This window comes from Rhodococcoides sp. S146-33 (genome assembly GCF_059489205.1).
In genome coordinates, this window is the sequence record NZ_JCAJWY010000008.1 from 49,988 (window position 1) to 76,401 (window position 26,414).

A 26,414-nucleotide genomic window follows, 5' to 3' on the forward strand; every position below is an offset into this window, starting at 1 on the left:
TTATGCTACGGGCCGACTCGCATCGAATTCAAAACGGGTGTCCGCTGTGTAGATCCGCAGGCCGCAGCGAAGGACCGTCAATTGTCCCGGCCGAGATTCTTGGTCATACGAGTCGACACCACTCCCATTGCCGCGATCGCTCCGACGACACCCGACAGGGCGATGAACAGAGCTATGCCTGCGCTCGGTTGCAGGACGGCGATCAGGGCAGTGGCGAGAGCCAGCACCGCGACGGCCGCACCGAGTGCCCGGAAGGCCAACCTGCCCAGCGAGAACTCGCGGTCACTCACACCGATCGAACCCAGTTCTCGAGTAGCGCGGCACCGGCGTCACCGGATTTCTCCGGGTGGAACTGCGTGGCCGAGAGCGCGCCGTTCTCCACGGCAGCGAGGAATCGGCCGCCGTGATCGGCCCACGTCAGCAGTGGCGCGGCGATGGTGTCGCTGGGTTCGAGCTCCCATTGCTGAGCAGCGTAGGAGTGAACGAAATAGAACCGGGTCTCGGGATCGATACCGTCGAACAGCACACTCTTCTCCGGTGCCTCGACGGTGTTCCAGCCCATGTGGGGCAACACGTCGGCCTGCAGGCGCTCGACCGTTCCCGGCCATTCCCCACACCCGTTGGCCTCGACACCGAATTCGACGCCACGGTCGAACAGAATCTGCATTCCGACGCAGATACCCAGCACCGGTCGTCCACCGGCCAGGCGACGCCCGATGATGCGGTCACCGCGCACCGCCAGCAGACCCTCCATGCAGGCGGCGAACGCGCCGACACCGGGAACCACCAAAGCCTCTGCATCGAGGGCTTCGTCGAAATCCGAGGTCACCGTCACGTCGGCACCGACCCGGGCCAACGCCCTCTTCGCCGAGTGCAGATTGCCCGAGCCGTAATCGAGCAACACCACAGAAGTCATGTGGGAAGTCTATCGGGGCGTGGTCGGGCGATCAGCGCCACCGCCGCAACGACGACCACCGTGATTGCAGCCGCGGTGAATCCCGCGGTGTACCCCACGCTCGTAGCGAGAACACCCAGCGCGAGCGCACCCGCACCGGTGCCCGCGTCGAAGCTGATGTTCCAGACGGCACTCGCACTGCTGTAGCGAGCGGGCCCGGCCGCGTCGAAGGCCATGACCAGACTGTCGTTCTGGCATGCGCCGTACCCGATTCCGAACAGCACGGCGGCGACGAAGAACAGTGCAGCAGGCATGTTCCCCAGCGCAGCGATCGCGAACAGCACGATACCGATCGCCGCCGAGACCAGAGCGGGAACGACGGAGCGCCCGATGCCGATTCGATCCGCAACCGATCCTGCGGTGTACCGGCCGACGAGCATCGCAGCGCTGACGACGGCCAGGGCGACCCCGATCATGGCGGCTCGGTTCGATTCCGCGATCGGCAACAGGCTGGTGATTCCGCCGTACGCCGCGGACACCGAGGCCACGACGAGACACGGCACGAGGAATTGCCGGATGTCGAGGCGAACCCGCTCGATTCTCGGCGGCTGCGGCGCGGGCCTGGTGGGCGGCAACAATGCCACGCCGATCAAACCGGCCGCAGGCACAAGAGCACCGAGCACGAAGACGGCTGTCGGACTCGCTGCGAAGATCACCAAACCCATTGGAAGCGTGATCATCTGAGCCAACGCGACGGCAATCCCCTGCGCGCCCGTCGCTCGGCCGAGCAACGCAGTGGGAGCCAACTCGGCAACGATGGCAGCACCGGCCACCGTCAGCATGCCGAAGCCTGTTCCTCTCAGTGCCGAGACGGCCAGTGCCGGTACGGCATCGACGGACACGATGAACAACAGCGATGGAACACCCAGCAGCAAGCACCCTGCGGCAAGTACCGCGCGATGGCCGACGCGCATCAGCATCCGCGGGACGAACAGCTGAGTGATCACCGTCGTGGTCATGAAGATCGCGGTGCTGGCCGCCGCCACCGCGTCGGATGCCCCGGATTGCGACACGGCCAGGGGTATCACCGGCAGCAACAATCCCCAACCACCGAACGCTGCTGCCCCCATCGCCATCGCGGCCGGAAGCCCCCGAATCGACAACAGGCCACTCAAGGCACGAACGCCGGTCGATCGATCACAGACTTCCCTTGGTGGACAGAACTCCGGTCACGCGAGGGTCGTATTCGGTGGCCTGACGCAGCGCCCGCGCGACAGCCTTGAACTCTGCTTCGGTGATGTGATGCTGGTCGCGGCCGTAGATCACTCTGACGTGCAACGCGATCCGAGCGTTCGAAGCCAGCGTCTCGAACACGTGCTTGTTGATCACGGTGGAGTACGGAACTCCCGGGTAGCCGCCGATCACCGAATGCACCATGTAGTCGGGCTCGCCGGTGTGCACGCAGTACGGACGTCCGGACACATCGACGGCCGCGTGCACCAGCGTTTCGTCCATCGGAATGAACGAGTCGCCGAACCGGGTGATCCCCGACTTGTCGCCGAGGGCCTGCCCGAGCGCTTGGCCGAGCACGATCGCGGTGTCCTCGACGGTGTGATGCGCCTCGATCTCGATGTCGCCCTTAGCCCTGACCGTCAAATCGAAACGGGCGTGGGTGCCGAGGGCGGTCAGCATGTGGTCGTAGAACGGAACGCCGGTGGAGATGTCGACGATGCCGGTGCCGTCCAGGTTCAGCTCGACGGAGATGTCGGATTCCTTGGTGGTGCGCTCGATCTTGGCGATACGGGGAGCGGGTGTGGTCACTGCTGTGCCTCTGCTCTTTCGGTCGATGCGAGTGCTGCGCTGACGGTGAGGAATCGGTCGTTCTCGTGTGCCAGTCCGATGGTGACGCGTAGATATTCGGGAATTCCGACGTCTCGGATGAGGATGCCTTCGTCGAGGTACCGCTGCCACGTTGCGTGCGCATCGGAGAACCGGCCGAAGAGCAGGAAGTTGGCGTCGGACGGCACCACGTCGTAACCCTGGCTGCCGAGGGCTTCGGACACCCGATCTCGTTCGGCGGAGAGCTCGGCGACGCTACCGAGAGTGTCCGTGGCGTGCCGCAGTGCCGCCCGCGCAGCTGCTTGCGTGACAACCGAGAGGTGATAAGGCAAGCGCACCAACAACATCGCGTCGACAACAGCCGGGGCCGCCACGAGGTATCCCAGCCGCCCGCCGGCGAATGCAAAGGCCTTGCTCATGGTTCGGCTGACCACGATCTTGCTCGGATAGCTCTCGATCAATCCGATCGTGCTCGGGGCGGAGGAGAACTCGGCGTAGGCCTCGTCGACCACGACAATTCCCGGTGCGGCGTCGAGGATTCGGCGCAGATCCTGCTCGCCGATGCTGTGGCCCGTCGGATTGTTCGGGCTGGTGACGAACACGACGTCGGGCTTACGCTCCTCGATCGCCTTCACCGCGTAGTCGACATCGAGAGAGAAGTCCGCCCGACGCTTCGCCGGAATCCACTCGGTCTGCGTCCCGGAGGAGATGATCGGGTGCATCGAGTACGAGGGCACGAAACCCAGTGCAGTGCGGTCCGGTCCGCCGAACGCCTGCAGCAATTGCTGCAGAATCTCGTTGGAGCCATTCGCTGCCCACACGTTGGCGGTCTCGACCGCGAAGCCGGTCTGCTCGCTCAGGTAGCGCGCGAGATCGGCCCGCAGCTCGTCCGCATCGCGATCCGGATAGCGGTGCAATTGCGCAGCGGCGAGCCGCACCGATTCCGCGACGTCGTCGATCAATGCCTGTGTCGGCGGGTGCGGATTCTCGTTGGTGTTCAACTGGACCGGCACGGTGAGCTGCGGCGCGCCGTACGGAGACTTACCGACGAGCGCCTCGCGCAGGGGTAGGTCGCCCAACGAGACCGATTGTCCCAGAGCATCACTCATGACGCATCACCGGAAGGCAGCCCTTCGAAACGTAGCCGAACCGCTTCACCGTGGGCCGGCAGATCCTCTGCATTGGCCAGCGCAATGACATGCGCAGCAACATCTTTGAGCGCAGCTTCGCTGTAGTCCACCACGTGGATACCGCGCAGGAACGTCTGCACGCTCAGGCCGGACGAGTGCCGAGCACACCCGGCAGTCGGGAGTACGTGATTGGACCCGGCGCAGTAGTCACCGAGGCTCACCGGCGACCACGCTCCCACGAACACGGCACCGGCGCTGCGCACCCGAGCTGCGACGTCGGACGCGTCCTTCGTCTGGATCTCGAGGTGCTCGGCCGCATAGGCGTTGACCACCGCCAACCCCTGCGTGATGTCGTCGACGAGAACGATGCCGGATTGGCTGCCGTTCAGTGCCGTCGCCACGCGTTCCGCATGCCGGGTGGAGGCCATCTGCGCGTTCACGGCCTTGTCGACCGCGTCGGCCAGCTCGAGGCTGTCGGTCACCAGCACACTGGCCGCCATGACATCGTGCTCGGCCTGACTGATCAGGTCTGCTGCCACGTGGATCGGATCTGCGGTGGCGTCCGCGAGAATCCCGATCTCGGTGGGGCCTGCCTCGGAGTCGATTCCGATGAGCGAGCGGCACAGTCGCTTGGCAGCGGTGACGTAGATGTTCCCGGGACCGGTGATCAGATCGACCGGTGCCAGTTCACCGCCGTCGGTGTCCACGCCGCCGTAGGTGAGCAGGGCAACGCCCTGACCGCCGCCGACGGCCCACACCTCGTCGACGCCGAGGAGCTGCGCGGCCGCGAGGATGGTCGGGTGCGGCAGGCCACCGAAATTCTTCTGCGGCGGTGAGGCCACCACAAGCGAACCGACGCCGGCGATCTGCGCAGGCACGACGTTCATCACGACCGACGACGGGTACACGGCGTTGCCACCGGGCACGTAGAGCCCCACCCGATCGACCGGAATCCAACGCTCGGTCACGGTGCCGCCGGGCACCACCTGAGTGGTGTGGTCGGTTCGGCGCTGATCCGAGTGCACCAGACGGGTTCGCTCGATCGCGACCTCGAGTGCGGCCCGGACGGCCGGATCCAGCTCCTCGAGTGCACGATCCAACTCGTGCTGTGGAACTCGGATGCGGTCCGGTCGGACCCCGTCGAACTTTTCGCTGAACTCGAGGGCCGCATCGGCACCGCGTTCTTTGACGGCCTCGACGACGGGGCGGACCTGATGCAGCACCGAATCGACATCCACTCCGCCTCGGGGAAGTGCGCCGCGTAGTTCGGCAGTGGATGGAGTTCGTCCGCGTAGATCGACGCGGGCGAGCTCGATGCGGGCAGGCATAGTGGGCCCCTTCGTGGAGTCGGTTCGGTGCCGGGGTTCGGTCGAATCAGTGTTGTCCGAAACCCCAGGATAGTTCCACCGAATTCGGCTCAGCCCCGCACGTCCCACAGATGGTGAATCGGATCGTGGATGTAATACGCGGCCAGGGTTTCGACGGAGAAGTTCGACCCGTCGCTACGCCGACCCGTCCGCTGCCGCTCCTCCGTCGGCACGGCGGCAAAATCGTCGGCGAGGGCCCGAGCAGCATCGCCGAGTTCGGCAGCCACCACTGCGGGGTCCTGGTCGTTGTAGTTCTCGGCCACCGCGGTGGCGTCCTGATCCCAGTTCGCGAACTCGGGATCGTCCTCGGTGAGCACCAGCTCGAGGCGGGTACGAAAGATCCGATGCGCGTCACGAACGTGAGCGGCGTATTCGAGAGCAGACCACGTCGAGTCGTCGGGGCGCAGTGCTACGTCGTCGCGCCGCAGAACTGCATCCCAACGCTCGACGTCGGCGCGGATCAGGTCCGGGATGTCGTCGTAATCGACGGCACTCGAGTCGAACCCGCAATCCGGGCACGCTCGCTCGAGTACCCAGGTCCAGTTCTTGGTGTCGGGATCGATCGGCATGCCGGTCAGGATAGATTCAGATCAGGCGTAGCGGGCAGCCAGGTTGTGCAGTGTGCTTGTGATTCCTTGCGCGTTCTTCTGCGGCATCTTGAACAGCTCGAGCATCTTCGGGACCTTGGCCGTGCCGTACTTGAAGGTTTCGGTCACCGTTGTCAGCCCCGGCTGCTTCTCCTCGAACTCCCAGCGCCAGGTGTGACCCATCGGGTGCTGCCACTCGACGACCTTGTGCCGATCGGCATCGACGAACTCGGTGACGGTGCTGGTGATCTTGTACGGCACGCCGTACTGCTTCATACCGACGGAGAATTTCGCGCCGGTGCTGAGGCGATCGGGACCGCGGACGGTGTCCTTCACCGTGCCCGATCCGTCCAGCTCGCCGTGGCGGTTGGGATCGGCGACGATGTCGAACAATTCGGCTGCCGGTGCGTGAACCTCGGTCTGCCGGGTGACCTGCTGAGGACCTGTGTCGATGGTTCTGATTTCTGCCATGTGCAGCGTCTACCCCGCGAACCCAGGATCGACACTCGACCATCGAACGGCATTCGAGTTGACGTCAGTAGTGAAAGGACATCATGTACTGCGTCGGCGTGTGAGTCCGAACGGGAAGCCGGTAACGCACAGTCTGTTGTAGCGATTACAGCGGCATGAACAGATCGAGAGTAGCGACAGTCACAGTCACTGTAGGTCTCATGCTCTTCATGACGGCAGGAGTAGCCAGTGCATCGCCCGGGAGTCCGTACCCGTATCCGTGGGCACCGGAGTGGGCCAGGCCTGCCGTAGAGTTCGTCGGGTTTGTGCTTGCCGACTTCGTCGTGAACGTCCTGCAACCAATTCTCAACAGCATCGGTATCAGCCTGTAGGGACCTCTCGCGAAGGACCCCCACACGGAAGCCTTCACATTTCGACGCATCGAACCGCGGTCCGATCAACTGGTGGCGCACCGAACACAGGTGACGAACCGGCGTAGCCGTGGTGCCTGACACTTCTAGTACAGGGGTACGCCCGGTGAGCGGCTGCTCGACCGCTGCGCGTCATGGCAGAATCACCGGTCGGACCGCCGAACGCTTCGATGTGGTCCAAGTACGTGATGGGAGACAGTTGAACTGGTCAGTGTGGCTCGCGTTTCTGGGTGCGAGCATCGTCATCAGTCTGTCCCCCGGTGCCGGTGCCATCGCCTCGATGTCCACCGGGCTTCGATACGGCCTGCGCCGCGGGTACTGGAACATCTTCGGTCTGCAGATCGGGTTGCTCCTGCAGATCGGCATCGTCGCCGTCGGACTGGGTGCAGTTCTCGCGAGCTCGGCGCTCGCGTTCACGGCAATCAAGTGGTTCGGTGTTGCCTACCTGGTCTACCTTGGTGTCCGCCAGTGGCGCGCGGCTCCCACCGACGTCGCCGACGCCCCCGCGGTGGCCGATCGCGGAACGACGATGCTGGCACGAGGATTTTTGGTCAACGCCAGTAATCCGAAGGCCGTCGTATTCATGGTTGCCGTACTTCCCCAGTTCCTCGATCCGGCACGGCCCCTGCTCACTCAGTACCTGGTCATCGCAGCCACGATGGTTGCGGTCGACATGTTGGTGATGACCGGTTACACCTCGCTGGCATCTCGAGTACTGCGGCTGATGCGCTCGCAGCGCCAACAGAAGACGATGAATCGCACGTTCGCAGGGATGTTCTTCGCTGCCGCAACGTTCCTCGCGACCGTTCGGCGGGTGACACCGTGAGGAAGTACCGCGTGATCATGAAAAACGCGCTCGGCGGAGACCCGATTCCGTTGGGATTGTTCGACACTCTGCTCGAAGCCAACACGTGGATTCAGGACGTCGGCAAGCGGGACGAACACGAACTCGGCACTTACACAGTCGAAGTTGTCGACGAGTGAGCGGACGGTGCCCGTGTTCGAGCGGTGACACGTTCGACGCGTGTTGCGAGCCGTATCTGCGCGGCGATGCGGATGCACCGACTGCCGAGAAGTTGATGCGCTCGCGCTTCACCGCTTTCGCCGTCGGCGATGTGGCCCACTTACGCGAGTCGTGGCATCCCGACACGGTTCCGCACGAGTTGGATCTCGATTCCGATCAGAGGTGGTACCGACTCGACATTCTTCATTCCTATGCGGGCGGCCTGTTCGACGAGACCGGCACCGTGCAGTTCGAGGCTCGGTACAAGCACCCCGACGGTCCAGGCACGATGTCGGAGATCAGCCGCTTCGTCCGGGTCGACGGTCGCTGGCTCTATCTCGACGGAGTTGTCTCGCCCTAGAGGTTGCGCAGCTTGGTCGGCCGGTTCCCCGCCGTACGGCGCGCTTCCTGCTTTTCCTTGATGCGTTCGGCATCCTTGCGCACCTGGATCTGCGTGCGGCGCTCACGAACGAGCCACTGCGGCGGGCTGGCGACGAGCTCCTCGATGGCGTCATTGGTCAGGGCCTCGGTGACACCGCCGCGGGCCAGGCCTGCGATGGACACGCCCAGCTTCTTCGCGATCACGTCGCGGGGGAAGGGCCCGTTGGTCTGCAAGTCGGTCAACCACTGTGGCGGATCGTTCCGCAACGCGTCCAGGTCGGACCTGCTGACCATCGAGTTCTGAAACTCTTCGGGCGCTGCGGGAAGATAGATGCCGAGCTTGTTCGCCGCGGTCAATGGCTTCATGGTCTGCTGTTTGTTCTCCGGGCTCACCCGACCAGCTTATCCGGCATTCCGCGGTCTGGATGCCACCGTCCTGCACGTTGCGCGCCGTCCCATAGGCTCGACTCCGTGAATATCGATGTGCAGACACTGCGCTGGTACGCCGCGGTGGCGCAACAACTGCATTTCGCCCGCGCCGCTCAGTCGCTCGGAATCTCGCGAATCCGCCTGAGCAAGACCATCGTGGAACTCGAGGAGCAGCTCGGCGTCGATCTGTTCGTGCCGGGGGTCTCACCCACCGAACTCACCGAGGACGGCCGCGCTCTGCTCGAGCGGGCTCTGGTGAAGATTGCCGAGGACGATCGGCTGTCGAAGCTCGCTCAGGTGGCTGCTGCCGAGCCGACGGCGTTCACCATCGGCTACGCCGAAGGTGTGACGCTGACGAAGTGGACGCGAATCTGGGCGGATCGGTTCCCGGACGTCACGCTGTCCGTGACGGCGACAACGCCGGAGACACAGGTGTCGTGTTTGCGCGACGGGACGGTCGATGTGAGCTTCGTCCGACCGCCGATCGATCGTGAGGGTCTCAATGCAATCGGCCTGTATCAGGAAGTCCAGGTTGTGGTGGTGCCGAAAGACCACGCCGTCGCAGCATTCGATTCCGTCACCGCGAGCGATCTCGCCGACGAGCATCTGCTGGCCGATCCTGCGACGGTGCCCGAATGGGCTGCTGTGGCAACGGAACTCGAAGTCGGCAATCGCCCTGCCCTGCCTCCGATGAATTCCACTGCGGAGACGTTCGAGTACGTGGCTGCCGGCCTCGGAGTGGCGATCGTGCCGCATTCGGTGGCCCGATTCAACGCGCGCAAAGATCTCGTCTACCGCCCGGTGACCGACATCGAGCAGTCCCAGATTGCGTTGGCCTGGGTCGCCGAACACGAGGACGACCGCATCGAAGAGTTCATCGGCATCGTCCGAGGACGGTCGACCCGGAGTTCACGAGGTTCGGCAGACGACGCGCCGGTCAAGAAGAAGAAGGCGCACCCCTCCAAGCCGGCTCGCCCGGTTGCCAAGACGAAGACGAACGCCCGACGGAGCGGCAAACGGCGCTGAGTCGATCTCCCCACGTCGCTTCCAGTCCGCGGGAACATGTGTTCGAAAGTCTGTCGGTGTGTCGCGCTAGATTCGCATCATGCTTTCGGGGGACGGCGGATCAGGGGTGGACGGCATCGAGACGGTGCCGCCTCCCCCTGTCGTGTCCGATCCCGCACTGTCGGCGCTGATCGACCGGGTCGAGTCCGCGGTCGCCGAACTGGCGGAACAGGGGTCGGTGTCGTGGACGAACGCCGACCGGCGTGCGGTGATCCAACGCATCGAAACTGTGTCGCGGTCGCTGACGGCGCACTCGTACACCTGGCTCAACGAACTGATCGATCAGCGCGGCCTCGAGGTGTATCCCGGCTCGGTACCGTGCTCGGTGGCATGGATGCTGCGGATCACCCCACGCGCCGCCGGGGCGCGGGTGCGTCTGGCTGCGGAGTTGGGGGATCGCACCGCGCTGTCCGGTGAAGTCCTGCCTGCGTTGTTGCCGCACACCGCGGCAGCGCTGCGGGCGGGTTTGCTCGATGCCAAACACGTGCAGATGATCCGCGAATTCTTCAAGCACTTGCCGGCCAGTGTCGATCCGCAGACCCGTGATCTCGCCGAACAGCAATTGGTGGGCTACGCCTGCACCCGACGTCCAGACGACTTCGCGCCGCTGGTGGCTCACCTGGATTCGATCCTCAGCCCCGACGGCGACTACGACGAGGACGAGGACGAGGACGAGGACGGTAAGCCCAAGCCGAAGAAGCGTCGGGATGCGTTCTTCTACCTCGGTGAGCAAGGTGCCGACGGGATGTCGGACGGGAAGTTCTGCGTCGATTCCGAACTACGCGCCTACCTCGAGGCTCTGTTCTCCAAAGCCGCGAAACCGGGCGTCAACAACCCTGCCGACCCGACATCGGTCGTCCACGACGACGAAGACGGCGAGAACGGCAGTGCCACAGCGCCGAAGCCCGAGCCGACCACCCACGATGCAGACTGCAGCGATGCAGACTCCAGCGATGCGGGGTCTAACGATTCGGGCCTGTGGGATGAGACGGACTGCGACGATGGCGACGACTGCGGTGAGTGCGACGGTGCCGACTGTGGTTGTGGCACAGCACCCGACGGCAACGATGACTGCGCCGAATCCGATGGCACTGCTGAATCAGACAACTCGCCTGGGGCCGATGCCGGCGGCGACTATGCAGGTCCGGACAACGCTACGCGCGATGCTGCCGCCGCGCGGGATCGACGCACCCAGAACGAACGCCGCCACGACGCCCTGAAAATGGCACTGCGGCACACCCTCGCCTCCGGCACCCTCGGCACCCACCGCGGCCTACCCGTCACCGCCATCGTCACCATGAGCCTCAAAGACCTCGAATCGGGCTGCGGATACGCCATGACCGGCACCGGATCCCGCGTCTCGATCCGCGACGCCATCCGCATGGCCTCCCACGCCCGCCACTACCTGACCATCTTCGACGACAACGGACGCGCCCTCTACCTCGGCCGATCCAAACGCATCGCCTCCGCCGACCAACGGATCGTGCTCATCGCCCGCGACCGCGGCTGCAGCTTCCCCTCCTGCACCCGCCCGGCGACCTGGTGCCAGTCCCATCACATCGACGATTGGGTCGAGGGCGGGCCCACCGACATCGACGCCCTCACCTTCGGCTGCGACATGCACCACGCCCTCGTCGGCACCGGACCAAGAAAATGGGCGACCACCAAAACCGGAGCAGCACATCGCTACCCGGGCCGCACCCTCTGGCACCCACCCACCGGAATGGACCCACGCAGGCGTGGGCTCATCAATCACGCACACCACCCCGAAGAAGTCCTCTACCCACCCGACACCCACCACGACACCGGCCATGCCGGCGACGAGGAACCACGACAACCCGCATGACGACCCACACCAGCATCAGGGCACAGCTGTGCTCAGAGGGCCCCAGAACGCCTCAGCGAACCGGGTGACGCTTTCGATTGCGAATCAGAACTGCGATTCCGAGTCCCACCGACAGCAACAGAAGCGGTGCGGCAATGGCGAGGGACGCGTCGATAGCCAGAAACAGAATGAGCAGCAACGCTGCTGCCACGAAGTACACGGCTGCGAAACGTGGGGTCCACAGGACGGAGTCCATGCCATACCTCCTTGCGCGTGCGAACTACCTGTCGTTACCGAAGGTAACTGAAAACAGTCGGGCGCACTAGAGACCCAGGCCCCGCAGCCGATCGATCTCACGACGATCACGCTTGGTCGGTCTACCCGCTCCTCGATCACGACGCGGTACGGAGGCGAGAACTTCCTTCGGAGGCGGCGGCGGACTGCGGTCGATCAGGCACTCGGGGACGACAGCGGCACCGACACGTTTGGTGATCGCCCGCACGACGACGACGATCTTCTCTACGCCGTCGACGCGAAGCCGGACCTCGTCGTTCGGACCGATTCGCAGGCCAGGCTTGGCGGGCGTTCCGTTGACCCGGACATGCCCACCACGGCACGCAGCGGCCGCCGCGGACCGTGTCTTGAACAACCGCACCGCCCAGATCCAGCTGTCGAGGCGGGCACTCTGTAGTTCCATCTTCGAAGGAATTCCTCACATCGCGAGGCGCTGCTGCATGTCCAGGGTTACATGTCCAGGCCGAGATCGAGCACTGTCACCGAGTGTGTCAGACCGCCCACGGCAAGAAAGTCGACCCCCGTCCGCGCGTAGTCCCGTGCCACGTCGACCGTCAACCCACCCGAGGACTCCAGCTTGGTCTCGGGAGCGAACTTGTCACGACGCTGCACCGCCATCTGCGTCTGCCACAGCGCAAAGTTGTCCAGCAGAACGAGTTCGACGTTCTCGGCAAGTACCTGGTCGAGTTGTTCGAGGCTGTCGACCTCCACTTCACAGGCGATGTCCGGCGCAGCCGACCGCACCGCGTTCAACGCAGCGACGACCGAACCAGCAGCTGCAACGTGATTGTCCTTGATGAGCGCGGCGTCGCCCAACCCCATTCGATGATTGACGCCACCGCCGGCGCGCACCGCGTACTTCTGCAGCGAACGCATGCCCGGCAAAGTCTTTCGGCTGTCCCGAATCTTGCACTCGGTATCGGCGACCTCTGCGACCCAACCGGCTGTCGCGGTGGCGATTCCCGAAAGGTGACACACGATGTTGAGCATCGTGCGCTCCGCGGTCAGCAATCCCCGTGTCGGGGCCTCGACCGTCAGAACGGCCTGTCCTGGTTCGACACTCGACCCGTCCTCGATGCGATGCACGATGGAGTACCCGTCAAGACCGATCACCTCGTCGAGGACCAGAAGGCCGACGTCCAGGCCGGCGATCGTGCCGAACTGGCGCGACACCACCGAGGCCGTCGCCACCGCGTCCTCGGGAACCGTTGCCGTGGTGGTGATGTCGGGACCGTATCGCAAGTCCTCGTCCAGCGCCGTCCGGATCAGTGCGAGCACCTCGGCTCGGTCGACGCCAGGGTTCACCTCGGTCGAGATTTCGGACATGTCAGCTTGCTCCCGTCATCACGTCGTCGTTCACGATCGCCAACAGTCCGTCGGGATCTCGTTCGATGTGCAGGCTTCGACGTTGCGCCGGTGCACTCTCGGGGAAATCGCGTCGGGTGTGGCACCCTCTGCTTTCGCGGCGATGGTTCGCGGCAAGGACGATGACCTCCGCCGCAGCCGTCAACGCCGCATCCTCGACGGCACGTGCATCGACCGGCGGTTCCGACACGACACCGTGGGCCAGGACGCGTTGTGCCGCAGCGAGTCCCGCTGCATCACGAACGACGCCGACCTCGGCCGTCATCGTGCGTTGCAGTACGCCGCGCTCGATGCGGCGATATGTAGGCATCGCGAGGTCGGTGACCTCGCCCTTCCTGCCGACCCGTTCAGCAGCGACTATCGCAGCGCGCTCGCCTACGACGAGACCTTCGAGCAGACTGTTCGACGCCAACCTGTTCGCGCCGTGCAAGCCCGTGCGCGACACTTCACCCGCGGCGAGCAAGCCAGGAACAGAGGTGCGGCCGGCCGTGTCCGTCACCACTCCTCCGCACGAATAGTGCGCTGCAGGTGCCACCGGAATGAGGTCCGTCGCCGGATCGATACCGGCCTCGAGGCACGAGGCGGTCACGGTCGGGAATCGCTGGTGGAAGTGCTCCACGAGGCGGGCGTCCAGCAGCACGTGGTCGTCGCCGCTGTCGTGCAGCAGTTCGGCAATAGCCCGGGACACCACGTCGCGGGGCGCAAGATCACCGAGCGGGTGCACTCCGGCCATGAACGCACGGCCTGCGACATCGACGAGATGGGCGCCCTCGCCGCGTACCGCCTCGCTGATCAACGGACGGCGTCCCGTCGTCCCGGCAGCGAACAGCACCGTCGGGTGGAACTGCACGAATTCGAGATCTGCCACGCGGGCACCTGCGTCGAGGGCGAGCGCGATGCCATCGGCTGTCGCGCCGGCCGGGTTGGTGCTGCACGAGTACAGCTGTCCCAGTCCGCCGGTCGCCAGGAGAACCGTCGGGCAATGAACGACGCCGATGCCGCGAGGCCCGCGGACGAGAAGACCGACAACCTCACCGTCGGTGGTCAGCACCCGCAGTGCGGTCGTGTCGAACTGGACCGTCGGCACGACGCCGTCGAGTGTGCGCTGCACCTCGGCACCGGTGGCGTCGCCGCCGGCGTGGATGATGCGGCGCACACTGTGGCCGCCTTCCCTGGTGCGCGCGACGGAGCCGTCGGCAGCGCGATCGAATTCTGCGCCCGCAGCTTCGAGCGAGGCGATCGCCGCACGCCCACCGGCAACGATGGAGCGCACAGCGTCCTCGTCGCACAGTCCCGCACCGGCAGCACACGTGTCGGCTACATGCGATTCGATCGAATCGTCTAATTCTGCTCCGACGACAGCGATCCCGCCCTGGGCATATTGCGTCGCGGTGTCGGTGGACCCCCCTTTGCTCACGGTCAGCACCCGAAGGCCGCTGGCGGCAGCGGTACGAGCCGCAGTGAGTCCGGCGATCCCGCCGCCGACGACGACCAGATCCGCTCCGGTCTCCCACGCGACGGACGGATTCACTCGCCGCCGCCGGGCGTACCGATTTCGATCATTCGCTGCACAGACTTGCTGGCGATGTTCGCGGTTTCGAGGTCGACGTGTACCTCGTCTCGTCCTTCGACGAGGCAGCGAAGCAGCGCTGCAGGAGTGATCATCTTCATGTAGCCGCACGATGCACGGTCGTTGACGGCGAGGAAATCGACGTCCGGTGCCGCCATCCGCAGTTGGTGCAGCATGCCGATCTCGGTCGCGACCAGAACCTGCTTCGAGGCGGTCGTGCGGGCAGCGTCGAGCATGCCGCCGGTGGAGAGGATCTTGACCTTCTCGGCCGGAACGAATCCTTCGCCGGCGAGGTAGAGAGCCGATGTGGCGCAACCGCATTCGGGGTGCACGTACAGCTCTGCGTCGGGGTGGGTGCGCGACTTTTCGGCCAGCTCGTCACCGTTGATACCGGCGTGCACGTGGCATTCTCCGGCCCAGATATGCAGATTCTCGCGTCCGGTCACCCGCTTGACGTGTGCGCCGAGGAACTGATCCGGCAAGAACAGGATGTCGCGGCTGGGGTCGATGGACTGGACGACCTCCACGGCGTTGGACGACGTGCAGCAGATATCGGTCAGTGCTTTGATCTCGGCGGTGGTGTTGACGTACGAGACGACCACAGCGTCGGGAAAATCGGCCTTCCATTCGCGGAGCTGGTCTGCGGTGATGGAATCGGCCAGCGAGCAGCCGGCGCGCTGGTCCGGGATGAGGATCGTCTTCTGCGGACTCAGGATCTTGGCGGTCTCGGCCATGAAGTGAACTCCGCAGAACACGATGGTGTCCTCGGAGACCTCGGCGGCCATGCGCGAGAGGGCGAGGGAGTCGCCGACATGGTCGGCGACATCCTGAATCGCAGGCAGTTGGTAGTTGTGCGCGAGCAGCGTCGCGCCGCGTAGATCGGCAAGCCGTCGCACTTCCGCGGCCCACTCCGGAGTTGCCTCCACTCCCCCGTAGCCACCTGCTCCGTCGACGATGTCGCGAACTCCGGCGAATGCCGAGTCCAGGATGTTCACCCGGGTAGCGCTGCTGGTCATGACGGTTCTCCTTCACCGATCATCCGGTCGTCGGTGACCGAATTTCCTCCGAGGGAGTTTTCGACCTATGATCGAAAACATGATTCATCGTAGCACCGTCCACGAAGTACTCATCGCGGTGTTCCAAGTTCGAGCCTTTTCCGACCCGGACGTCCCCGAACTGGCGGTGCTGCTGTGGCAGCGCGCTCTCGACCCCGAGGTCGGCACCTGGTCGCTTCCCGGCGGCACCCTGCGGGACGACGAGAACCTCGCTGCGTCGGCGCGCCGTCAGCTCGCCGAGAAGGTCGATGTGCGCTCGGTTGCGCACCTCGAGCAGCTGTCCATCTTCAGCGAACCTGATCGCGTACCGGGAGATCGGCGAGTCGCGTCGACCTTTCTCGGCCTGGTGCCGATATCGGCAGAGCCGACACTCCCCTCGGACACCGCATGGCACCCGGTTTCGGCGCTGCCCGACATGTCGTTCGATCATGGAACCGTCGTCGCTCACGCCCGACACCGCCTGGTAGCGAAGCTGTCCTACACCAACATCGGCTTCGCCCTGGCTCCGGCCGACTTCGCGATCTCGTCTCTGCGCGAAATCTACGGTGCGGCATTGGGGTATCAGGTGGATGCGACCAATCTGCAGCGAGTACTGAGCCGGCGCGGCGTCATCGAACCCACCGGCCGTCGGGCACCGTCGGGCAAAGCCGGCGGCCGACCACCGGCTCTGTTTCGCTTTGCCGACAACAGCATTCGAGTTACGGACGAGTTCGCCGCGTTGCGTCCTCCGCAGGCGTGAACCTGGACGCCGTGTCAGTCGGCCCGATTCGAGTCGAACGACGGCGGCGGGAACGGCTCGCCATCCACGTCCTCGGGTTCAGGTTCGGCATATCGCAGATTGTCGTTGGGGTTCATTGCCGCCAACAGCAGCACGACCAACGACGCCGTCAGTGCCTGGACGATCAACACCAGTGGAGTCTCGATACTCGGTGCCACGGTGACGATCGAGCCCACTGCAGGATCGGCCGCCTTCGGAAACCGCAGGGCGGCAATCGCATTACCCACCACAATCGCAGCGATCGAGCCCGCTAGCGCACCCACGAAGATTGCCGCGAAAAGACGTGGACCCCGCTCCGACTTCCACAGCCACCAACCGACCGGGAGTACGAGGCCGAGGGCGAACGAGACGAGGGAGAACATCGCGAGGGCGTCGAATCGGTGCAGACTCTCACCGGTCAGAGCCGCACCACGGTCTTGCGAGACAACGAGCAACTGCTGCGCGGGTGCCAGGAGGCCCCACAGCATGCCGCCCAGTGCCGACAGCGCCACCGATATCGCTATCACCACGGTCAGCACTCGGCGGGTGCTGAGTCGCCGCGGACTTTCGAGCAGTTCCGACATGGACACCTAGCGCCTGCCTGTCGCGGCCGAATCGACGAGGCCGTGACGCGAGCACAGCGATGTCCACCCGTCGGGGACGATCTGGACCACCATGCGGCGACCGCATTCTGCGCAGAAGCGCGGCGGCTCCAACCCGAGCCGGACGGCGACCGACAACGAATCCGCACCCACCTCGGCTCCGGCGTCGACAGGCCGACCGGTGTACGGGTCGTAGTGGGTCACGATCGTCATTCGACCCACCCTAATACGCCCATCAGATAGTCGAGTTGAGCGCTTTGATCGGCATCTGCAGCTCGCCGAGAAGATCGAGATCTTGTTCTGCCGGACGACCGAGAGTTGTCAGGTAGTTACCGACGATGACGGCATTGATGCCGCCGAGAATTCCCTGCTTGGCACCAAGATCTCCGAGAGTGATCTCGCGGCCGCCGGCGAATCGGAGAATCGTCCGCGGCAGCGCGAGACGGAACGCGGCGACGGCGCGCAGAGCATCGGATGCCGGCAGCACGTCGAGGTCTCCGAACGGGGTTCCCGGTCTCGGATTGAGGAAGTTCAACGGCACTTCGTCGGGCTCGAGTGCGGTGAGATCGGCCGCGAACTCGGCTCGCTGTTCGAGTGTCTCCCCCATCCCGAGGATGCCGCCGCAGCACACCTCCATGCCGGCCTCCCGCACCATCCGAAGCGTGTTCCACCGTTCCTCCCAGGTATGCGTGGTCACGACCTTGGGGAAGTACGAGCGAGAGGTCTCCAGGTTGTGGTTGTAGCGGTGCACACCCATAGCTGCGAGCTGATCGACCTGATCTTGCTCGAGCATGCCCAGCGAACATGCGATGTCGATGTCCACCTCGCCTCGTATGGCTTCGATTCCGGCAGCGACCTGCGCGAGCAGCCTGGCGTCGGGTCCGCGGACCGCCGCAACGATGCAGAATTCGGTGGCCCCCGTCTTCGCCGTCTGCTTGGCCGCCTCGACCAGAGACGGGATGTCGAGCCAGGCAGCGCGCACCGGAGATGCGAAAAGCCCTGATTGCGAACAGAAGTGGCAGTCCTCAGGACACCCGCCGGTCTTGAGGCTGACGATTCCTTCCACCTCCACCTCGGGGCCGCACCACTTCATCCGCACCTCGTGCGCCAGCAGCATCGCCTCCTCGAGACGGTCGTCGCCGAGTTCGAGGACCTCGAGAACCTGAGATCGTTCGAGTGCAATTCCGTCGTCGAGCACCTGTGTACGCGCCGTGCGCAAAATGTCCATTCCGGTCCCCTCGTAGTCGAACGGCGACGTATTGAACACCGTTCAAGTTGAACGGCGTTCACGTTAGGCACCGCGCTCGGCTACTGTCAAAGCGACGAGGCGTCGATCGACTTGGGGGAAGCAGTGCAACTCAACAGGCAAGACGTCCTGGACGGCGCGATCGCCATCCTCGACGAGTACGGCCTGGCCGACCTGACCATGCGCCGGCTGGCGACGTCCCTGCACGTGCAGCCCGGTGCGCTGTACTGGCACTTCCCCAACAAACAGACCCTGCTCGGCGCGATCGCCGACCATCTGCTGTCCAGCGCCGATGCACCGCCCACCGAGGGCGCATGGGACACGCAAATCGAGCAGATCGCTCATCGACTGCGCGACGCGCTTCTCTCCCGCCGAGACGGGGCCGAACTGGTCGCCGCGACCTACGCGTCGAGGATGACCACCAATCGCATCCGCGAACGCATTGCCGCCGTCTGCATTCGCGCGGGACTTCCGCGACGCGACGCGGAACTGACCGCCGACACCTTGCTGTACTACGTTCTCGGCCAAACAGTCGACGAACAATCGCGTCTACAGATGGACTCCGCGGGAGCCCTCACCCCCGAGGCGTCCCCCATGTTCGAGAGTCCGGACCCGACCAGCAGATTCGATTTCGGATTGCGGCTCTTCGTCGACGGAGTCCGGCACTCGACGACCGATCGCATCCGGCGCTAGAGCTCCGGCAGATCAGGACTCCGCGAAGACGATCCGTTCGCTGCCGTTGTCCAGGGTCATGGTGCCGTCGTTCCGAGACCACCGCGGCGTGGACATCAGGAAGTCCGAGAGCCACGCGTCCTGATCCATCAATGCTCCAGGACAACCCATTCGGGTGGAACCGAGGGAATCGGTGGTGATCCTGCCCTGCGAGGTATCGACCGTGCCGAACAATCTGTTGCACCCGGCCTCTGCCGAAATCCGGTCGTCCGAGAATTCGAGCCTGATCGTGGTTCCGTCCACCGGCAAGTAAGAGCCGGGCGCATCGATGGACGAGTAAGTCTTGTCGGCCGGAAATTCGCCGTAAGTGTCGGCACACGCGGACGCCACCCCGCTCAATCCCAATGCGAGAACGACCACCGCGTGCCGCGCGTCAGCCACCGAAGATCGGCCCCAGCCCGGCCGCACCGGCGTTTCCGCGGGACGCAAACGGGTTGTCGTGCACCATGTACGTCCACGTCGATGTCGGTCGACGCAGACCGGCGTCGTCGAGATCGATTCCTTCCGAGGTGATGTCGGCCGACTCGAAGGTGGCGTGTGAGAGATCCATCGCCTTCGATGCAACCGTCTTGAACGCCTCGACGGCGATGCGGTGGTACTCGTCCAGCGGATTCTCGCGCCCCAACGCCCGAAGGTGGATGCTCTCACGCACGTCTGCCAGGTGCGCGAGATAGTCGGACCATGACCGATCGAGGTGGTAGAGGACGATCTGGCGCGCGACGTCGACCAGAATCTCCTCGGACACGGTCTCGCGGAGCTCCTTCGTGCGCGTCGGCGACTGCTGCTCGAGCAGAGTCAACGCCTCGTCCGAGTCCAGCAACGTGGCCCGGCGACGATCCAGGATCTCACGATGTTGAGCGGTCAGCTGATTGTAACGCCAAGTACGCGAATGAATTTCGAGCATCTGACCCTCGGCGATGCGTTGCGCATGATCCACACGATCGGCCGCAGCCGACGAGGTGAACATCCCGCTCTCGTCGATGCCCTTCGGTGCATCCTTGTCGCCTATGTTGTTCTTGACGACGTCGTCCTCCCAGCTGCCGAAGAAAAGCGAACGACCGGGGTCTCCCTGCCGGCCGGCACGCCCCCGGAGCTGGTTGTCGAGCCGCTCGGTGGTGTGGCGACCGGTCCCGAGAACGAACAGACCGCCGAGCTCGGCAATACGGTCACGATCGGCACCGTCGGGACCGCCGAGCTTGATATCGGTTCCGCGACCGGCGATCTGAGTCGACACCGTGACCGCGCCGTGCACTCCGGCTGCGGCAATGACCGCAGCTTCCTCGGCATCGTTCTTCGCGTTGAGTACCACCACGTCCACGCCCGCCGCGGTAAGCGTCTCGGCCAATGCCTCGGACTCGGCGACATCGTGGGTTCCGATCAGAATCGGCTGACCGGTCTCGTGAATCTCCTTGACCTGCACAGCAATTGCGGCGTTCTTGTGTTCGAGTGTGTCGAACACACGATCGTCTTCGTCGATGCGGGCCGTCGGCACGTTGGGCTCGATGACCGAGACGCCGAGGCTGTAGAACGTACGAAGCTGCTCCCCCGCCGCCATCGCCGTGCCGGTCATGCCACATACCGTGGCGTACCGATTGATCAACGCCTGCACAGTGATCGTGTCGAGAATTTCACCGGTCTCGGTGGGAGCAAGTCCCTCCTTGATTTCGACCGCTGCCTGCAACCCGTCCGGCCAGCGCTGAAGTTCGGCGACACGGCCACGCGACGCGTTGATCAACTGAACCCGTCCGTCACGAACGATGTAATCGACGTCGCGCTGCACCAGCACCTGCGCGTGCAGAGCCACATTGACCGCCACCAGCGTGGATCCGACATGCTGCTCGGAGTACAGATCGATTCCGCCGAGCTCTTTCTCGATCCGCAACGCGCCCTCGTCGGTGAGGAACACGTTCCTTCCCTCGGCATCGGTGTCGTAGTGAACACCCTTGTCCAACAGTCGGACTGCGTTCATCACCGTCGACGTCGAGACGTCACCGGACACCGAACCGGCCAACACCAGCGGGACGAGTGCCTCGTCGACCAACACGGAGTCCGCCTCGTCGATCAGTGCGACGTCGGGAACGGGCGAGACCAAATCCTGTCGATCGTTCACCAGATGATCACGCAGGACGTCGAAGCCGACCTCGTTGACCGAGGCGTACGTGATGTCGCGCGCATAGGCGGTGCGACGCTCCTGCGCGGTCGACGCCTCACCGATGGAACCGACCGTGATGCCCAGAACCTCGAACAACGGCCTCATCCACTGCGCGTCGCGTTGCGCGAGAAAGTCGTTGACCGAGACGACATGCACCGCACGCCCGGACAACACGTATCCGACGGCGGCAATGGCACCGGCCAGTGTCTTGCCCTCACCCGTCGCCATCTCCACTACGTCACCGGCGAGAAGCCGCACGGCACCGTGGAGCTGCACGTCGAAGGGCCGCATGGACAGGGTTCGCTCGCTCGCCTCACGCACCAGTGCGAGGTACCGCGGAACATCGAGTCGCGCCGCAGAGTCGACGCGAAGTGCGGTCGCCTCTGTCGCGAAGGCGCTGTCGTCCAGAGCAGCCGCCCAGTCGGCGTGCTCCTGGGCCCGCTCCACGCGCTGACGGGAGGTGCTCTGGGCCTTCTGCGCAGAGCGTCCGAGAACACGCCAGAACCGGTCGGAGCCCAATGCCATGTGCAATCCCTACCTGAGAAAGAAAGAACGTTCCTTTCCACAGTACCGAGTGTGGCATCGTCCTCGGGTCTGCATCATCTATCGACTGCGTACTCGTTGACCACGACTCCTGACTCGAAGGGGGTACTGGCCACGAGGCGACTTCCGATCGGCGAGTACGCACGCTCGGCGAAGAGGCGCTTACCCGAGCCGAGGAGTATAGGGTTCACCTTCAGGATGAGCCTGTCTATTTCGCCCGCCACCGCCGACGCAAGAATTCCTCCACCGGCCAGCCAGATCCCACTTCCCCGCTCGCTCTTCAGCTTTCGCACGACCTCCACGGGATCGTCACCGGTCAGTGTCACAGCCGGTTCCACGCCGCCGTGGTTGCGCGAGAAGACGTACTGCCTCAGGTGTCCATAGGGACCCTCGGGAGGATGAATTCCCCCGGCCTTGTAAGTGTTCCATCCCATGAGCACGGTGTCGAAGCGACTCAGGTCAGGGGTGAGTCCAGTCGCACGCAGACCGAGTGTCGGAATGGTGTCGGTGTAGTCACGCAGAATCATGTCGATGTGGTCGCCCTGCATCGGGAAGTCGTCGAAGGAGTCGTCGGGGGCTGCGATATAGCCGTCGAGACTGACGGCGACGTAATAGACCAGTTCACGCATGAAATTCTCCGATCACGACGGGTGTAGTGGTTGCTGTAGACTACGACATTCATAGTGGTTTCACTAGCCTGTTTCCATGGCTCGCAACCCACTCCGACGCGCCGAACTGGCCGATGCCGGGCTTCGCCTCCTCGCAGCGGAAGGCTCCCGCGGACTCACCCACCGCGCGATCGACGAGGAAGCAGGAGTGCCGAAGGGAACGGCATCGAACTATTTCAAGACCCGCGCCGACGTCATCGCCGGACTGATCGAACGCATCGGTCAGAGACTTGCCCCCAGCTCCGAGGTCCACGAACCGCTTGCCGCGCAACCTCCCAGCCAAGAGTTGTTCGGCGCGTACATCCGCGACATCGTTGCGCGGCTCCTCGCGAATCGCGACGTGACGCTCGCGCTGTTCGAGTTGCGGCTCGAAGCATCGAGACGACCGGAGATCAGGGACATCCTCGGCAGCTGGCAGCGCTCGAACTTCTCTGCCGACGTCGAATTCAATCTCGCCGCAGGCCTACCGGGGGGTCGCCAAGAAATCGCACTCTTCCACTACGCGATCGATGGCCTACTGCTCGACCGACTGACCGACCCCATCGATCCGGACACCTCGACGGACGAGGTTGTCGACGCCCTGGTGGCGGGCCTCCTGCACCCCTGATCGCACGACTTCGACGCACGCGACCTCCACCTGCAGTACTACGCGTCGAGGGGCGTCGTCACCGCGATCCGTCGTGTGCCGTCCTCGGCCGTCACGACCTGATAGGCATTGCGCTCGGTTCGCACCGGCGAGCCGTCGGAGTCGAGGTTCTCCAGCAACAGATGACCGACCCACACCCCCGGCACCTCGATCTCGGTGACGATGTCGCGCTCTCGCACGCCCTGTATCCCGCGCGATCGGTAGTAGGCCTGGCCCTGCTCGAAGAACTCTCGCGTTTGCTGCGGCGCGGCGATCGCAGCGCAACCCCGCGCCGTCACAGCCAGAGCAGGATAGTTGTAGATCTCGGCCAGACCGTCGAGATCACCCGAGGTCAGATACCCCGTGTAGCGAGCGAAGAAGTGGTCGATCGTTTCGGTATCGGAGGTCATACCGAGAACGCTACGACTCATTCCCGTCACGCCTACGTCGGGAATCGGGAAGAATTTGCGGTCGTGCCGAAGGAGAACTCGCCTCACTCGCTCGACAGCACGCTCACCCTACGGCGCGTCGTGCGCCAACAGCGGATCGTCGAATGGCTGTGTGCAGCACCCAGGCCGCTGACCTCACCCGAACTCGCGCAACGATTGCGAGTGAGTGTGCGCACGGTTGAACGCGATCTCGCCCGACTGCGCGAATCCGGCATACCCATCGAGGCAGTCTCGGGGGCGCACGGTGGATCATGGCTGACGAGTGTGGCCGATCCACGTCCGGTGCGCCTGACCGTCCCGGAGATTGCGGCCCTCATCGCCAGTCTCGCCGCTCTCGGACCTACCGAAACCGACAGTGCCGCATCGGCAATGAGGGCACTCGTCGATGCCCTGACCACCCACTGACCGTATTCTCCGAACAACGCGACGAGGGCGGGTCACCGCCCTCCACAGATCGACGATCCAAAGAGCTCAATGGACGAAATAACTTCTGCAACGGTAGTTTTCGACGTTCACAGTCTCGCAACGAGAGCCGGCAGCCCCACCGCCGCAGTAGTGCGCCACCGGTGATCGGCCATGTCCGAGACCTCCGTCTCGACCGGGTTGATCTCTACGACCGTGGCTCCGGCGCTGCGCGCGATCGCAGGCAGTCCCGCGAACGGGTACACCACTCCCGATGTGCCGACCACAAGAACTAGGTCGGCAGTTCTGACGGCGTCCTCGGCTGCGTCCCACGCGGCCTCGGGCAGCGATTCGCCGAACCACACCGCGCCCGGCCGAATCAGCCCGCCGCACAACGGACATTCCGGCGGTGGAACCCGCTGGTCCGCCTCGGCCGGTGCATCGGCGGCACCGGCGTCGAAGGCTGCTCGCGTCCCACAGTCGCTGCAGTACGGCTCGAACAATGACCCGTGCACATGTGACAACACCGTGGCCCCGGCTCTCTCGTGAAGGTCGTCGACATTCTGGGTAGCGATGTCGACATGCGCCCGCTGCTGCCATTGCGCGAGTGCCACGTGACCGGCATTGGGTTCGGAGCGTCGAACCAATTCTGCCCGCCATCGATACCAGCCCCACACCAGATCACTGTCGGCCATCCAACCCTCGGGGCTGGCGAGGTCCTTGGGATCGAAGTCCTTCCACAACCCGGTTTGCGCGTCCCGGAAGGTTGCGATCCCCGACTCGGCCGACATACCCGCACCCGTGAGTACGGTGACGCGTGACGCTGCGCGGGCAGCGTCCACCACATGCTCTGGAACAGAGTCGCGCGGCAGGTCTCGGTCAAAGGTCACGGCCCTATTGTGCCAAGCCCTGTGTCCGGCCGCGCTACCGTGGTCACATGAGCATCGACACCAGCGCGCGCACTCGACGACGGTGGCCGATGTGGGTGGCGGCCTTCACGGCTGTCGCCGTGGTCGCGGTGGTCGGAGTCCTGTGGCTGGCCCCGAGCCGATACCTCCCGTGGGACACCGAGGCGTTTCCCGACGTGAACTCCGGTGAATTGACGGCCGATCAAACCCGAGTGGTGGAACTCCTGCGCACCGAGCACGAGCAGCAGCGCCCGGGAACGTTCTATGCCGAGGGTGTGGACGAAGCCTGGTGTGCCGACTTCGTCAGCTGGATCATGAAGGAAGCGGATATGCCGCTTTCGAACCCCAATTCCGGTTCGTGGCGCATACCCGGCGTCTACACGCTGCAGGAGTACTACCAGGAGCAGGGTCGATTCGAAGCTGTCGGCAGCTACGTACCGTCGGTGGGCGACGTGGTGCTCTACGACAACCGCAGCTGGATCGGCCAGCACACCAACGTGATCGTGGCGGTCGACGGCGACGAAGCCATCACCGTCGGAGGCAACGAGGCCGGAAGGATCCGAGTCCACAGCCTGCACTACGGATCTGATTCCGGCGTGGTCGGATTCGGCCGACTGGCGAGCTGACGCTCACTCGCCGGGCCAGCGAGATCCGTCGCTGTACGATCGCGCGCCACCATCTCGCTTGGCCTGAAAGAGCAACATGTCTGCGCGATCGAAGCAGTCGTCCACGGACTCGCCCCGTCGCAACGTTGTGTGCCCCGCGGAGAATGTCTGCCGGTCGGGAACGACGGCGGCGAGATCGGTCAGCACGGCGTCCATCGTCGTCGATCCCACTCCCGGCATCACGAGCGCGAACTCTTCTCCACCCCATCTCGCGATCGTGGCTCGACCACCGAGCAGCTCTGCCGCAGCAGCAGAAAACCGAACCAACAGTCGATCACCACGGCCGTGGCCGTACTTGTCGTTGTACAACTTGAAGCGGTCGAAATCGATCATGGCCAGCGCAACCGCGACCTCGGACCCCGACGGTGTGGTCAACTGACGCAACCGATCTCGCCACCCCCGCCGATTGAGCAATCCGGTGAGGGCGTCGGTCTGTGCGGCTACGCGCAAGTCGTCCTCGACGCGCCTCCGGTCGGTGGTGTCGTGCACGACGGCCATCGTCCACCGTTTGCCCTCCGGTCCCGGAACCTCGCTTGCCGAGATCCAACCCCACCGCACTGTGCCGTCGGCATGCAGGTAGCGCTTCTCGACGTGAACCGATTCCCCTCGAGCTTTCGCGTCGTCCATGATCTGCTCCATGGCGGCGTGCTGGGCCAAGTCGTCGGGGTGGGTGAATTCACGAGAAGACCTACCAGGCAGGCGTTCACGAGGACACCCGACGATGGCCGCGTAAGCGTCGTTGGCGAGAACGAGCAGTCCGTCTTCGTCGGCGAGCGCCAATCCGACCGTGCTGGCCTCGAACATCTCCCGGTACCAACGATCGGCGTCGACCATCTTCAGCCAGGTCTCTTCCTCGAACGGTGCGAGCCACGACGATTCACACGACGCCCCGACGATACGCCGCGCTGCCGCGCCCGGTCCTGGGAAGGCGATGGCAAACGGTCTTGACGTTGACGCGACGTCAAGGTTCACACTGAAC

The 26,414-nt window shown here is 64.5% G+C and carries 34 protein-coding genes; 11 read left to right on the forward strand and 23 right to left on the reverse strand.

The genetic code is table 11. The features are described 5' to 3' along the window. Positions 1-77: 77 nt before the first annotated feature. From AC5WEY_RS23420 to AC5WEY_RS23455, 8 genes are all read right to left on the reverse strand, one after another. A complete protein-coding gene (locus tag AC5WEY_RS23420) occupies positions 78-290 on the reverse strand; it encodes a hypothetical protein (RefSeq protein ID WP_057476167.1) in 213 nt (70 codons plus the stop codon). After that, positions 287-916 carry an imidazole glycerol phosphate synthase subunit HisH gene (gene hisH, locus AC5WEY_RS23425; RefSeq protein WP_269608299.1) on the reverse strand — a complete coding sequence of 210 codons (630 nt, stop codon included), beginning with the start codon at positions 914-916 and terminating at the stop codon, positions 287-289. Before hisH ends, AC5WEY_RS23420 begins: the two co-directional genes overlap by 4 nt. Then, a complete protein-coding gene (locus AC5WEY_RS23430) occupies positions 913-2,031 on the reverse strand; it encodes an MFS transporter (RefSeq protein WP_495647807.1) in 1,119 nt (372 codons plus the stop codon). Before AC5WEY_RS23430 ends, hisH begins: the two co-directional genes overlap by 4 nt. Positions 2,032-2,092: 61 nt before the next feature. After that, entirely contained in the window at positions 2,093-2,716 is a 624-nt protein-coding gene (gene hisB, locus AC5WEY_RS23435) for an imidazoleglycerol-phosphate dehydratase HisB (RefSeq protein WP_495647740.1), read from the reverse strand. Beyond that, positions 2,713-3,843, reverse strand: a complete 1,131-nt coding sequence (locus AC5WEY_RS23440; RefSeq protein ID WP_495647741.1) for a histidinol-phosphate transaminase — start codon at positions 3,841-3,843, stop codon at positions 2,713-2,715. The genes hisB and AC5WEY_RS23440 overlap by 4 nt, the downstream gene beginning before the upstream one ends. Then, a complete protein-coding gene (gene hisD, locus AC5WEY_RS23445; RefSeq protein WP_057476163.1) occupies positions 3,840-5,192 on the reverse strand; it encodes a histidinol dehydrogenase in 1,353 nt (450 codons plus the stop codon). Before hisD ends, AC5WEY_RS23440 begins: the two co-directional genes overlap by 4 nt. A gap of 89 nt (positions 5,193-5,281) precedes the next feature. Continuing rightward, positions 5,282-5,800, reverse strand: a complete 519-nt coding sequence (locus tag AC5WEY_RS23450) for a DinB family protein (protein WP_495647742.1) — start codon at positions 5,798-5,800, stop codon at positions 5,282-5,284. 21 nt (positions 5,801-5,821) lie between these two features. Next, a complete protein-coding gene (locus tag AC5WEY_RS23455) occupies positions 5,822-6,289 on the reverse strand; it encodes an SRPBCC family protein (RefSeq protein WP_495647743.1) in 468 nt (155 codons plus the stop codon). A 209-nt stretch (positions 6,290-6,498) separates the two neighbouring features. On the opposite strand from AC5WEY_RS23455, the gene AC5WEY_RS23460 reads away from it, so the two are divergent. The 4 genes from AC5WEY_RS23460 (at position 6,499) to AC5WEY_RS23475 (ending at position 8,063) form a co-directional block, all read left to right on the forward strand. Beyond that, the gene (locus AC5WEY_RS23460; protein ID WP_495647744.1) at positions 6,499-6,660 is read left to right on the forward strand and encodes a hypothetical protein; all 162 of its coding nucleotides are present in this window, start codon (positions 6,499-6,501) and stop codon (positions 6,658-6,660) included. 238 nt (positions 6,661-6,898) lie between these two features. Next, on the forward strand, positions 6,899-7,525 hold the full coding sequence (gene rhtB / locus AC5WEY_RS23465; RefSeq protein WP_495647745.1) for a homoserine/homoserine lactone efflux protein: 627 nt from the start codon (positions 6,899-6,901) through the stop codon (positions 7,523-7,525). A gap of 11 nt (positions 7,526-7,536) precedes the next feature. Further along, a complete protein-coding gene (locus tag AC5WEY_RS23470; protein WP_155292933.1) occupies positions 7,537-7,683 on the forward strand; it encodes a hypothetical protein in 147 nt (48 codons plus the stop codon). After that, on the forward strand, positions 7,680-8,063 hold the full coding sequence (locus tag AC5WEY_RS23475; RefSeq protein WP_495647746.1) for a YchJ family protein: 384 nt from the start codon (positions 7,680-7,682) through the stop codon (positions 8,061-8,063). The genes AC5WEY_RS23470 and AC5WEY_RS23475 overlap by 4 nt, the downstream gene beginning before the upstream one ends. On the opposite strand, the gene AC5WEY_RS23480 is transcribed toward AC5WEY_RS23475, so the two are convergent. Next, positions 8,060-8,476 (reverse strand): DUF5997 family protein, encoded by a 417-nt coding sequence (locus tag AC5WEY_RS23480; protein WP_495647747.1) that lies wholly within the window; start codon positions 8,474-8,476, stop codon positions 8,060-8,062. The two genes, AC5WEY_RS23475 and AC5WEY_RS23480, sit on opposite strands and share 4 nt — an antisense overlap. Positions 8,477-8,554: 78 nt before the next feature. Between AC5WEY_RS23480 and AC5WEY_RS23485 the strand changes: the two genes are divergently transcribed. Together AC5WEY_RS23485 and AC5WEY_RS23490 are read left to right on the forward strand one after the other, a co-directional pair. After that, entirely contained in the window at positions 8,555-9,538 is a 984-nt protein-coding gene (locus AC5WEY_RS23485; RefSeq protein ID WP_495647748.1) for a LysR family transcriptional regulator, read from the forward strand. 79 nt (positions 9,539-9,617) lie between these two features. Then, positions 9,618-11,423, forward strand: coding sequence for an HNH endonuclease signature motif containing protein (locus AC5WEY_RS23490; protein WP_495647749.1), 1,806 nt, complete (start codon positions 9,618-9,620; stop codon positions 11,421-11,423). A gap of 52 nt (positions 11,424-11,475) precedes the next feature. Here AC5WEY_RS23490 and AC5WEY_RS23495 read toward each other — a convergent pair whose 3' ends face one another. From AC5WEY_RS23495 to nadA, 5 genes are all read right to left on the reverse strand, one after another. Continuing rightward, complete coding sequence (locus tag AC5WEY_RS23495; RefSeq protein WP_057476153.1) at positions 11,476-11,658, reverse strand: hypothetical protein; 183 nt, start codon at positions 11,656-11,658, stop codon at positions 11,476-11,478. Positions 11,659-11,724: 66 nt separating this feature from the next. Further along, positions 11,725-12,099, reverse strand: coding sequence for an RNA-binding S4 domain-containing protein (locus AC5WEY_RS23500; protein ID WP_057476152.1), 375 nt, complete (start codon positions 12,097-12,099; stop codon positions 11,725-11,727). A 47-nt stretch (positions 12,100-12,146) separates the two neighbouring features. Further along, positions 12,147-13,022: a carboxylating nicotinate-nucleotide diphosphorylase gene (gene nadC / locus AC5WEY_RS23505; protein ID WP_495647750.1), complete on the reverse strand. Its 876-nt coding sequence runs from the start codon at positions 13,020-13,022 to the stop codon at positions 12,147-12,149. A 1-nt stretch (position 13,023) separates the two neighbouring features. Continuing rightward, positions 13,024-14,592 carry an L-aspartate oxidase gene (locus tag AC5WEY_RS23510; protein WP_495647751.1) on the reverse strand — a complete coding sequence of 523 codons (1,569 nt, stop codon included), beginning with the start codon at positions 14,590-14,592 and terminating at the stop codon, positions 13,024-13,026. Beyond that, positions 14,589-15,647 (reverse strand): quinolinate synthase NadA, encoded by a 1,059-nt coding sequence (gene nadA / locus AC5WEY_RS23515; protein ID WP_052065879.1) that lies wholly within the window; start codon positions 15,645-15,647, stop codon positions 14,589-14,591. Before nadA ends, AC5WEY_RS23510 begins: the two co-directional genes overlap by 4 nt. Positions 15,648-15,726: 79 nt before the next feature. Between nadA and AC5WEY_RS23520 the strand changes: the two genes are divergently transcribed. Beyond that, on the forward strand, positions 15,727-16,425 hold the full coding sequence (locus AC5WEY_RS23520) for an NUDIX hydrolase (protein ID WP_495647752.1): 699 nt from the start codon (positions 15,727-15,729) through the stop codon (positions 16,423-16,425). A gap of 14 nt (positions 16,426-16,439) precedes the next feature. Here the strand turns inward: AC5WEY_RS23520 and AC5WEY_RS23525 are convergent, their stop codons facing one another. From AC5WEY_RS23525 to bioB, 3 genes are read right to left on the reverse strand one after another with little or no spacing between them, the layout of a single operon-like run. Further along, a complete protein-coding gene (locus tag AC5WEY_RS23525; RefSeq protein ID WP_057476251.1) occupies positions 16,440-17,027 on the reverse strand; it encodes a DUF2567 domain-containing protein in 588 nt (195 codons plus the stop codon). Between the two features lie 6 nt (positions 17,028-17,033). Beyond that, positions 17,034-17,258 carry a biotin synthase auxiliary protein BsaP gene (gene bsaP, locus AC5WEY_RS23530; protein WP_495647753.1) on the reverse strand — a complete coding sequence of 75 codons (225 nt, stop codon included), beginning with the start codon at positions 17,256-17,258 and terminating at the stop codon, positions 17,034-17,036. A 22-nt stretch (positions 17,259-17,280) separates the two neighbouring features. Next, entirely contained in the window at positions 17,281-18,273 is a 993-nt protein-coding gene (bioB, locus tag AC5WEY_RS23535) for a biotin synthase BioB (RefSeq protein WP_057476148.1), read from the reverse strand. 123 nt (positions 18,274-18,396) lie between these two features. Here bioB and AC5WEY_RS23540 point away from each other — a divergent pair, with 123 nt between their 5' ends. After that, on the forward strand, positions 18,397-18,984 hold the full coding sequence (locus AC5WEY_RS23540) for a TetR/AcrR family transcriptional regulator C-terminal domain-containing protein (RefSeq protein WP_057476147.1): 588 nt from the start codon (positions 18,397-18,399) through the stop codon (positions 18,982-18,984). Between the two features lie 12 nt (positions 18,985-18,996). Here the strand turns inward: AC5WEY_RS23540 and AC5WEY_RS23545 are convergent, their stop codons facing one another. The 3 genes from AC5WEY_RS23545 to AC5WEY_RS23555 all read right to left on the reverse strand — a co-directional run bounded on the left by AC5WEY_RS23545 (position 18,997) and on the right by AC5WEY_RS23555 (position 22,347). Next, positions 18,997-19,404, reverse strand: coding sequence for an META domain-containing protein (locus AC5WEY_RS23545; RefSeq protein WP_495647754.1), 408 nt, complete (start codon positions 19,402-19,404; stop codon positions 18,997-18,999). Next, entirely contained in the window at positions 19,397-21,700 is a 2,304-nt protein-coding gene (secA2, locus tag AC5WEY_RS23550) for an accessory Sec system translocase SecA2 (RefSeq protein ID WP_495647755.1), read from the reverse strand. Before secA2 ends, AC5WEY_RS23545 begins: the two co-directional genes overlap by 8 nt. Before the next feature lie 74 nt (positions 21,701-21,774). Then, positions 21,775-22,347 carry a dihydrofolate reductase family protein gene (locus AC5WEY_RS23555; RefSeq protein ID WP_057476144.1) on the reverse strand — a complete coding sequence of 191 codons (573 nt, stop codon included), beginning with the start codon at positions 22,345-22,347 and terminating at the stop codon, positions 21,775-21,777. Between the two features lie 76 nt (positions 22,348-22,423). Here AC5WEY_RS23555 and AC5WEY_RS23560 point away from each other — a divergent pair, with 76 nt between their 5' ends. After that, a complete protein-coding gene (locus tag AC5WEY_RS23560; protein WP_495647756.1) occupies positions 22,424-22,993 on the forward strand; it encodes a TetR/AcrR family transcriptional regulator in 570 nt (189 codons plus the stop codon). A 38-nt stretch (positions 22,994-23,031) separates the two neighbouring features. Here the strand turns inward: AC5WEY_RS23560 and AC5WEY_RS23565 are convergent, their stop codons facing one another. Further along, positions 23,032-23,421: a DUF6841 family protein gene (locus AC5WEY_RS23565; protein WP_495647757.1), complete on the reverse strand. Its 390-nt coding sequence runs from the start codon at positions 23,419-23,421 to the stop codon at positions 23,032-23,034. Positions 23,422-23,484: 63 nt separating this feature from the next. On the opposite strand from AC5WEY_RS23565, the gene AC5WEY_RS23570 reads away from it, so the two are divergent. After that, a complete protein-coding gene (locus tag AC5WEY_RS23570; RefSeq protein ID WP_495647758.1) occupies positions 23,485-23,865 on the forward strand; it encodes a helix-turn-helix transcriptional regulator in 381 nt (126 codons plus the stop codon). Between the two features lie 107 nt (positions 23,866-23,972). Here AC5WEY_RS23570 and AC5WEY_RS23575 read toward each other — a convergent pair whose 3' ends face one another. Then, complete coding sequence (locus tag AC5WEY_RS23575) at positions 23,973-24,752, reverse strand: SIR2 family NAD-dependent protein deacylase (protein ID WP_495647759.1); 780 nt, start codon at positions 24,750-24,752, stop codon at positions 23,973-23,975. 47 nt (positions 24,753-24,799) lie between these two features. Here AC5WEY_RS23575 and AC5WEY_RS23580 point away from each other — a divergent pair, with 47 nt between their 5' ends. After that, positions 24,800-25,396: a CHAP domain-containing protein gene (locus AC5WEY_RS23580; RefSeq protein ID WP_495647760.1), complete on the forward strand. Its 597-nt coding sequence runs from the start codon at positions 24,800-24,802 to the stop codon at positions 25,394-25,396. A 3-nt stretch (positions 25,397-25,399) separates the two neighbouring features. On the opposite strand, the gene AC5WEY_RS23585 is transcribed toward AC5WEY_RS23580, so the two are convergent. Continuing rightward, positions 25,400-26,407, reverse strand: a complete 1,008-nt coding sequence (locus tag AC5WEY_RS23585; protein WP_495647761.1) for a sensor domain-containing diguanylate cyclase — start codon at positions 26,405-26,407, stop codon at positions 25,400-25,402. Positions 26,408-26,414 lie beyond the last annotated feature (7 nt).

Coding starts and splice junctions, on each gene's coding strand:
- hisH (WP_269608299.1), bottom strand. CDS start 916: ATGACTTCTGTGGTGTTGCTCGATTACGGCTCGGGCAATCTGCACTCG.
- AC5WEY_RS23430 (WP_495647807.1), bottom strand. CDS start 2,031: ATGGCGATGGGGGCAGCAGCGTTCGGTGGTTGGGGATTGTTGCTGCCG.
- AC5WEY_RS23440 (WP_495647741.1), bottom strand. CDS start 3,843: ATGAGTGATGCTCTGGGACAATCGGTCTCGTTGGGCGACCTACCCCTG.
- hisD (WP_057476163.1), bottom strand. CDS start 5,192: ATGCCTGCCCGCATCGAGCTCGCCCGCGTCGATCTACGCGGACGAACT.
- AC5WEY_RS23450 (WP_495647742.1), bottom strand. CDS start 5,800: ATGCCGATCGATCCCGACACCAAGAACTGGACCTGGGTACTCGAGCGA.
- AC5WEY_RS23455 (WP_495647743.1), bottom strand. CDS start 6,289: ATGGCAGAAATCAGAACCATCGACACAGGTCCTCAGCAGGTCACCCGG.
- AC5WEY_RS23460 (WP_495647744.1), top strand. CDS start 6,499: ATGACGGCAGGAGTAGCCAGTGCATCGCCCGGGAGTCCGTACCCGTAT.
- AC5WEY_RS23490 (WP_495647749.1), top strand. CDS start 9,618: ATGCTTTCGGGGGACGGCGGATCAGGGGTGGACGGCATCGAGACGGTG.
- AC5WEY_RS23495 (WP_057476153.1), bottom strand. CDS start 11,658: ATGGACTCCGTCCTGTGGACCCCACGTTTCGCAGCCGTGTACTTCGTG.
- AC5WEY_RS23500 (WP_057476152.1), bottom strand. CDS start 12,099: ATGGAACTACAGAGTGCCCGCCTCGACAGCTGGATCTGGGCGGTGCGG.
- nadC (WP_495647750.1), bottom strand. CDS start 13,022: ATGTCCGAAATCTCGACCGAGGTGAACCCTGGCGTCGACCGAGCCGAG.
- nadA (WP_052065879.1), bottom strand. CDS start 15,647: ATGACCAGCAGCGCTACCCGGGTGAACATCCTGGACTCGGCATTCGCC.
- AC5WEY_RS23520 (WP_495647752.1), top strand. CDS start 15,727: ATGATTCATCGTAGCACCGTCCACGAAGTACTCATCGCGGTGTTCCAA.
- AC5WEY_RS23525 (WP_057476251.1), bottom strand. CDS start 17,027: ATGTCGGAACTGCTCGAAAGTCCGCGGCGACTCAGCACCCGCCGAGTG.
- bsaP (WP_495647753.1), bottom strand. CDS start 17,258: ATGACGATCGTGACCCACTACGACCCGTACACCGGTCGGCCTGTCGAC.
- bioB (WP_057476148.1), bottom strand. CDS start 18,273: ATGGACATTTTGCGCACGGCGCGTACACAGGTGCTCGACGACGGAATT.
- secA2 (WP_495647755.1), bottom strand. CDS start 21,700: ATGGCATTGGGCTCCGACCGGTTCTGGCGTGTTCTCGGACGCTCTGCG.
- AC5WEY_RS23555 (WP_057476144.1), bottom strand. CDS start 22,347: ATGCGTGAACTGGTCTATTACGTCGCCGTCAGTCTCGACGGCTATATC.
- AC5WEY_RS23560 (WP_495647756.1), top strand. CDS start 22,424: ATGGCTCGCAACCCACTCCGACGCGCCGAACTGGCCGATGCCGGGCTT.
- AC5WEY_RS23565 (WP_495647757.1), bottom strand. CDS start 23,421: ATGACCTCCGATACCGAAACGATCGACCACTTCTTCGCTCGCTACACG.
- AC5WEY_RS23580 (WP_495647760.1), top strand. CDS start 24,800: ATGAGCATCGACACCAGCGCGCGCACTCGACGACGGTGGCCGATGTGG.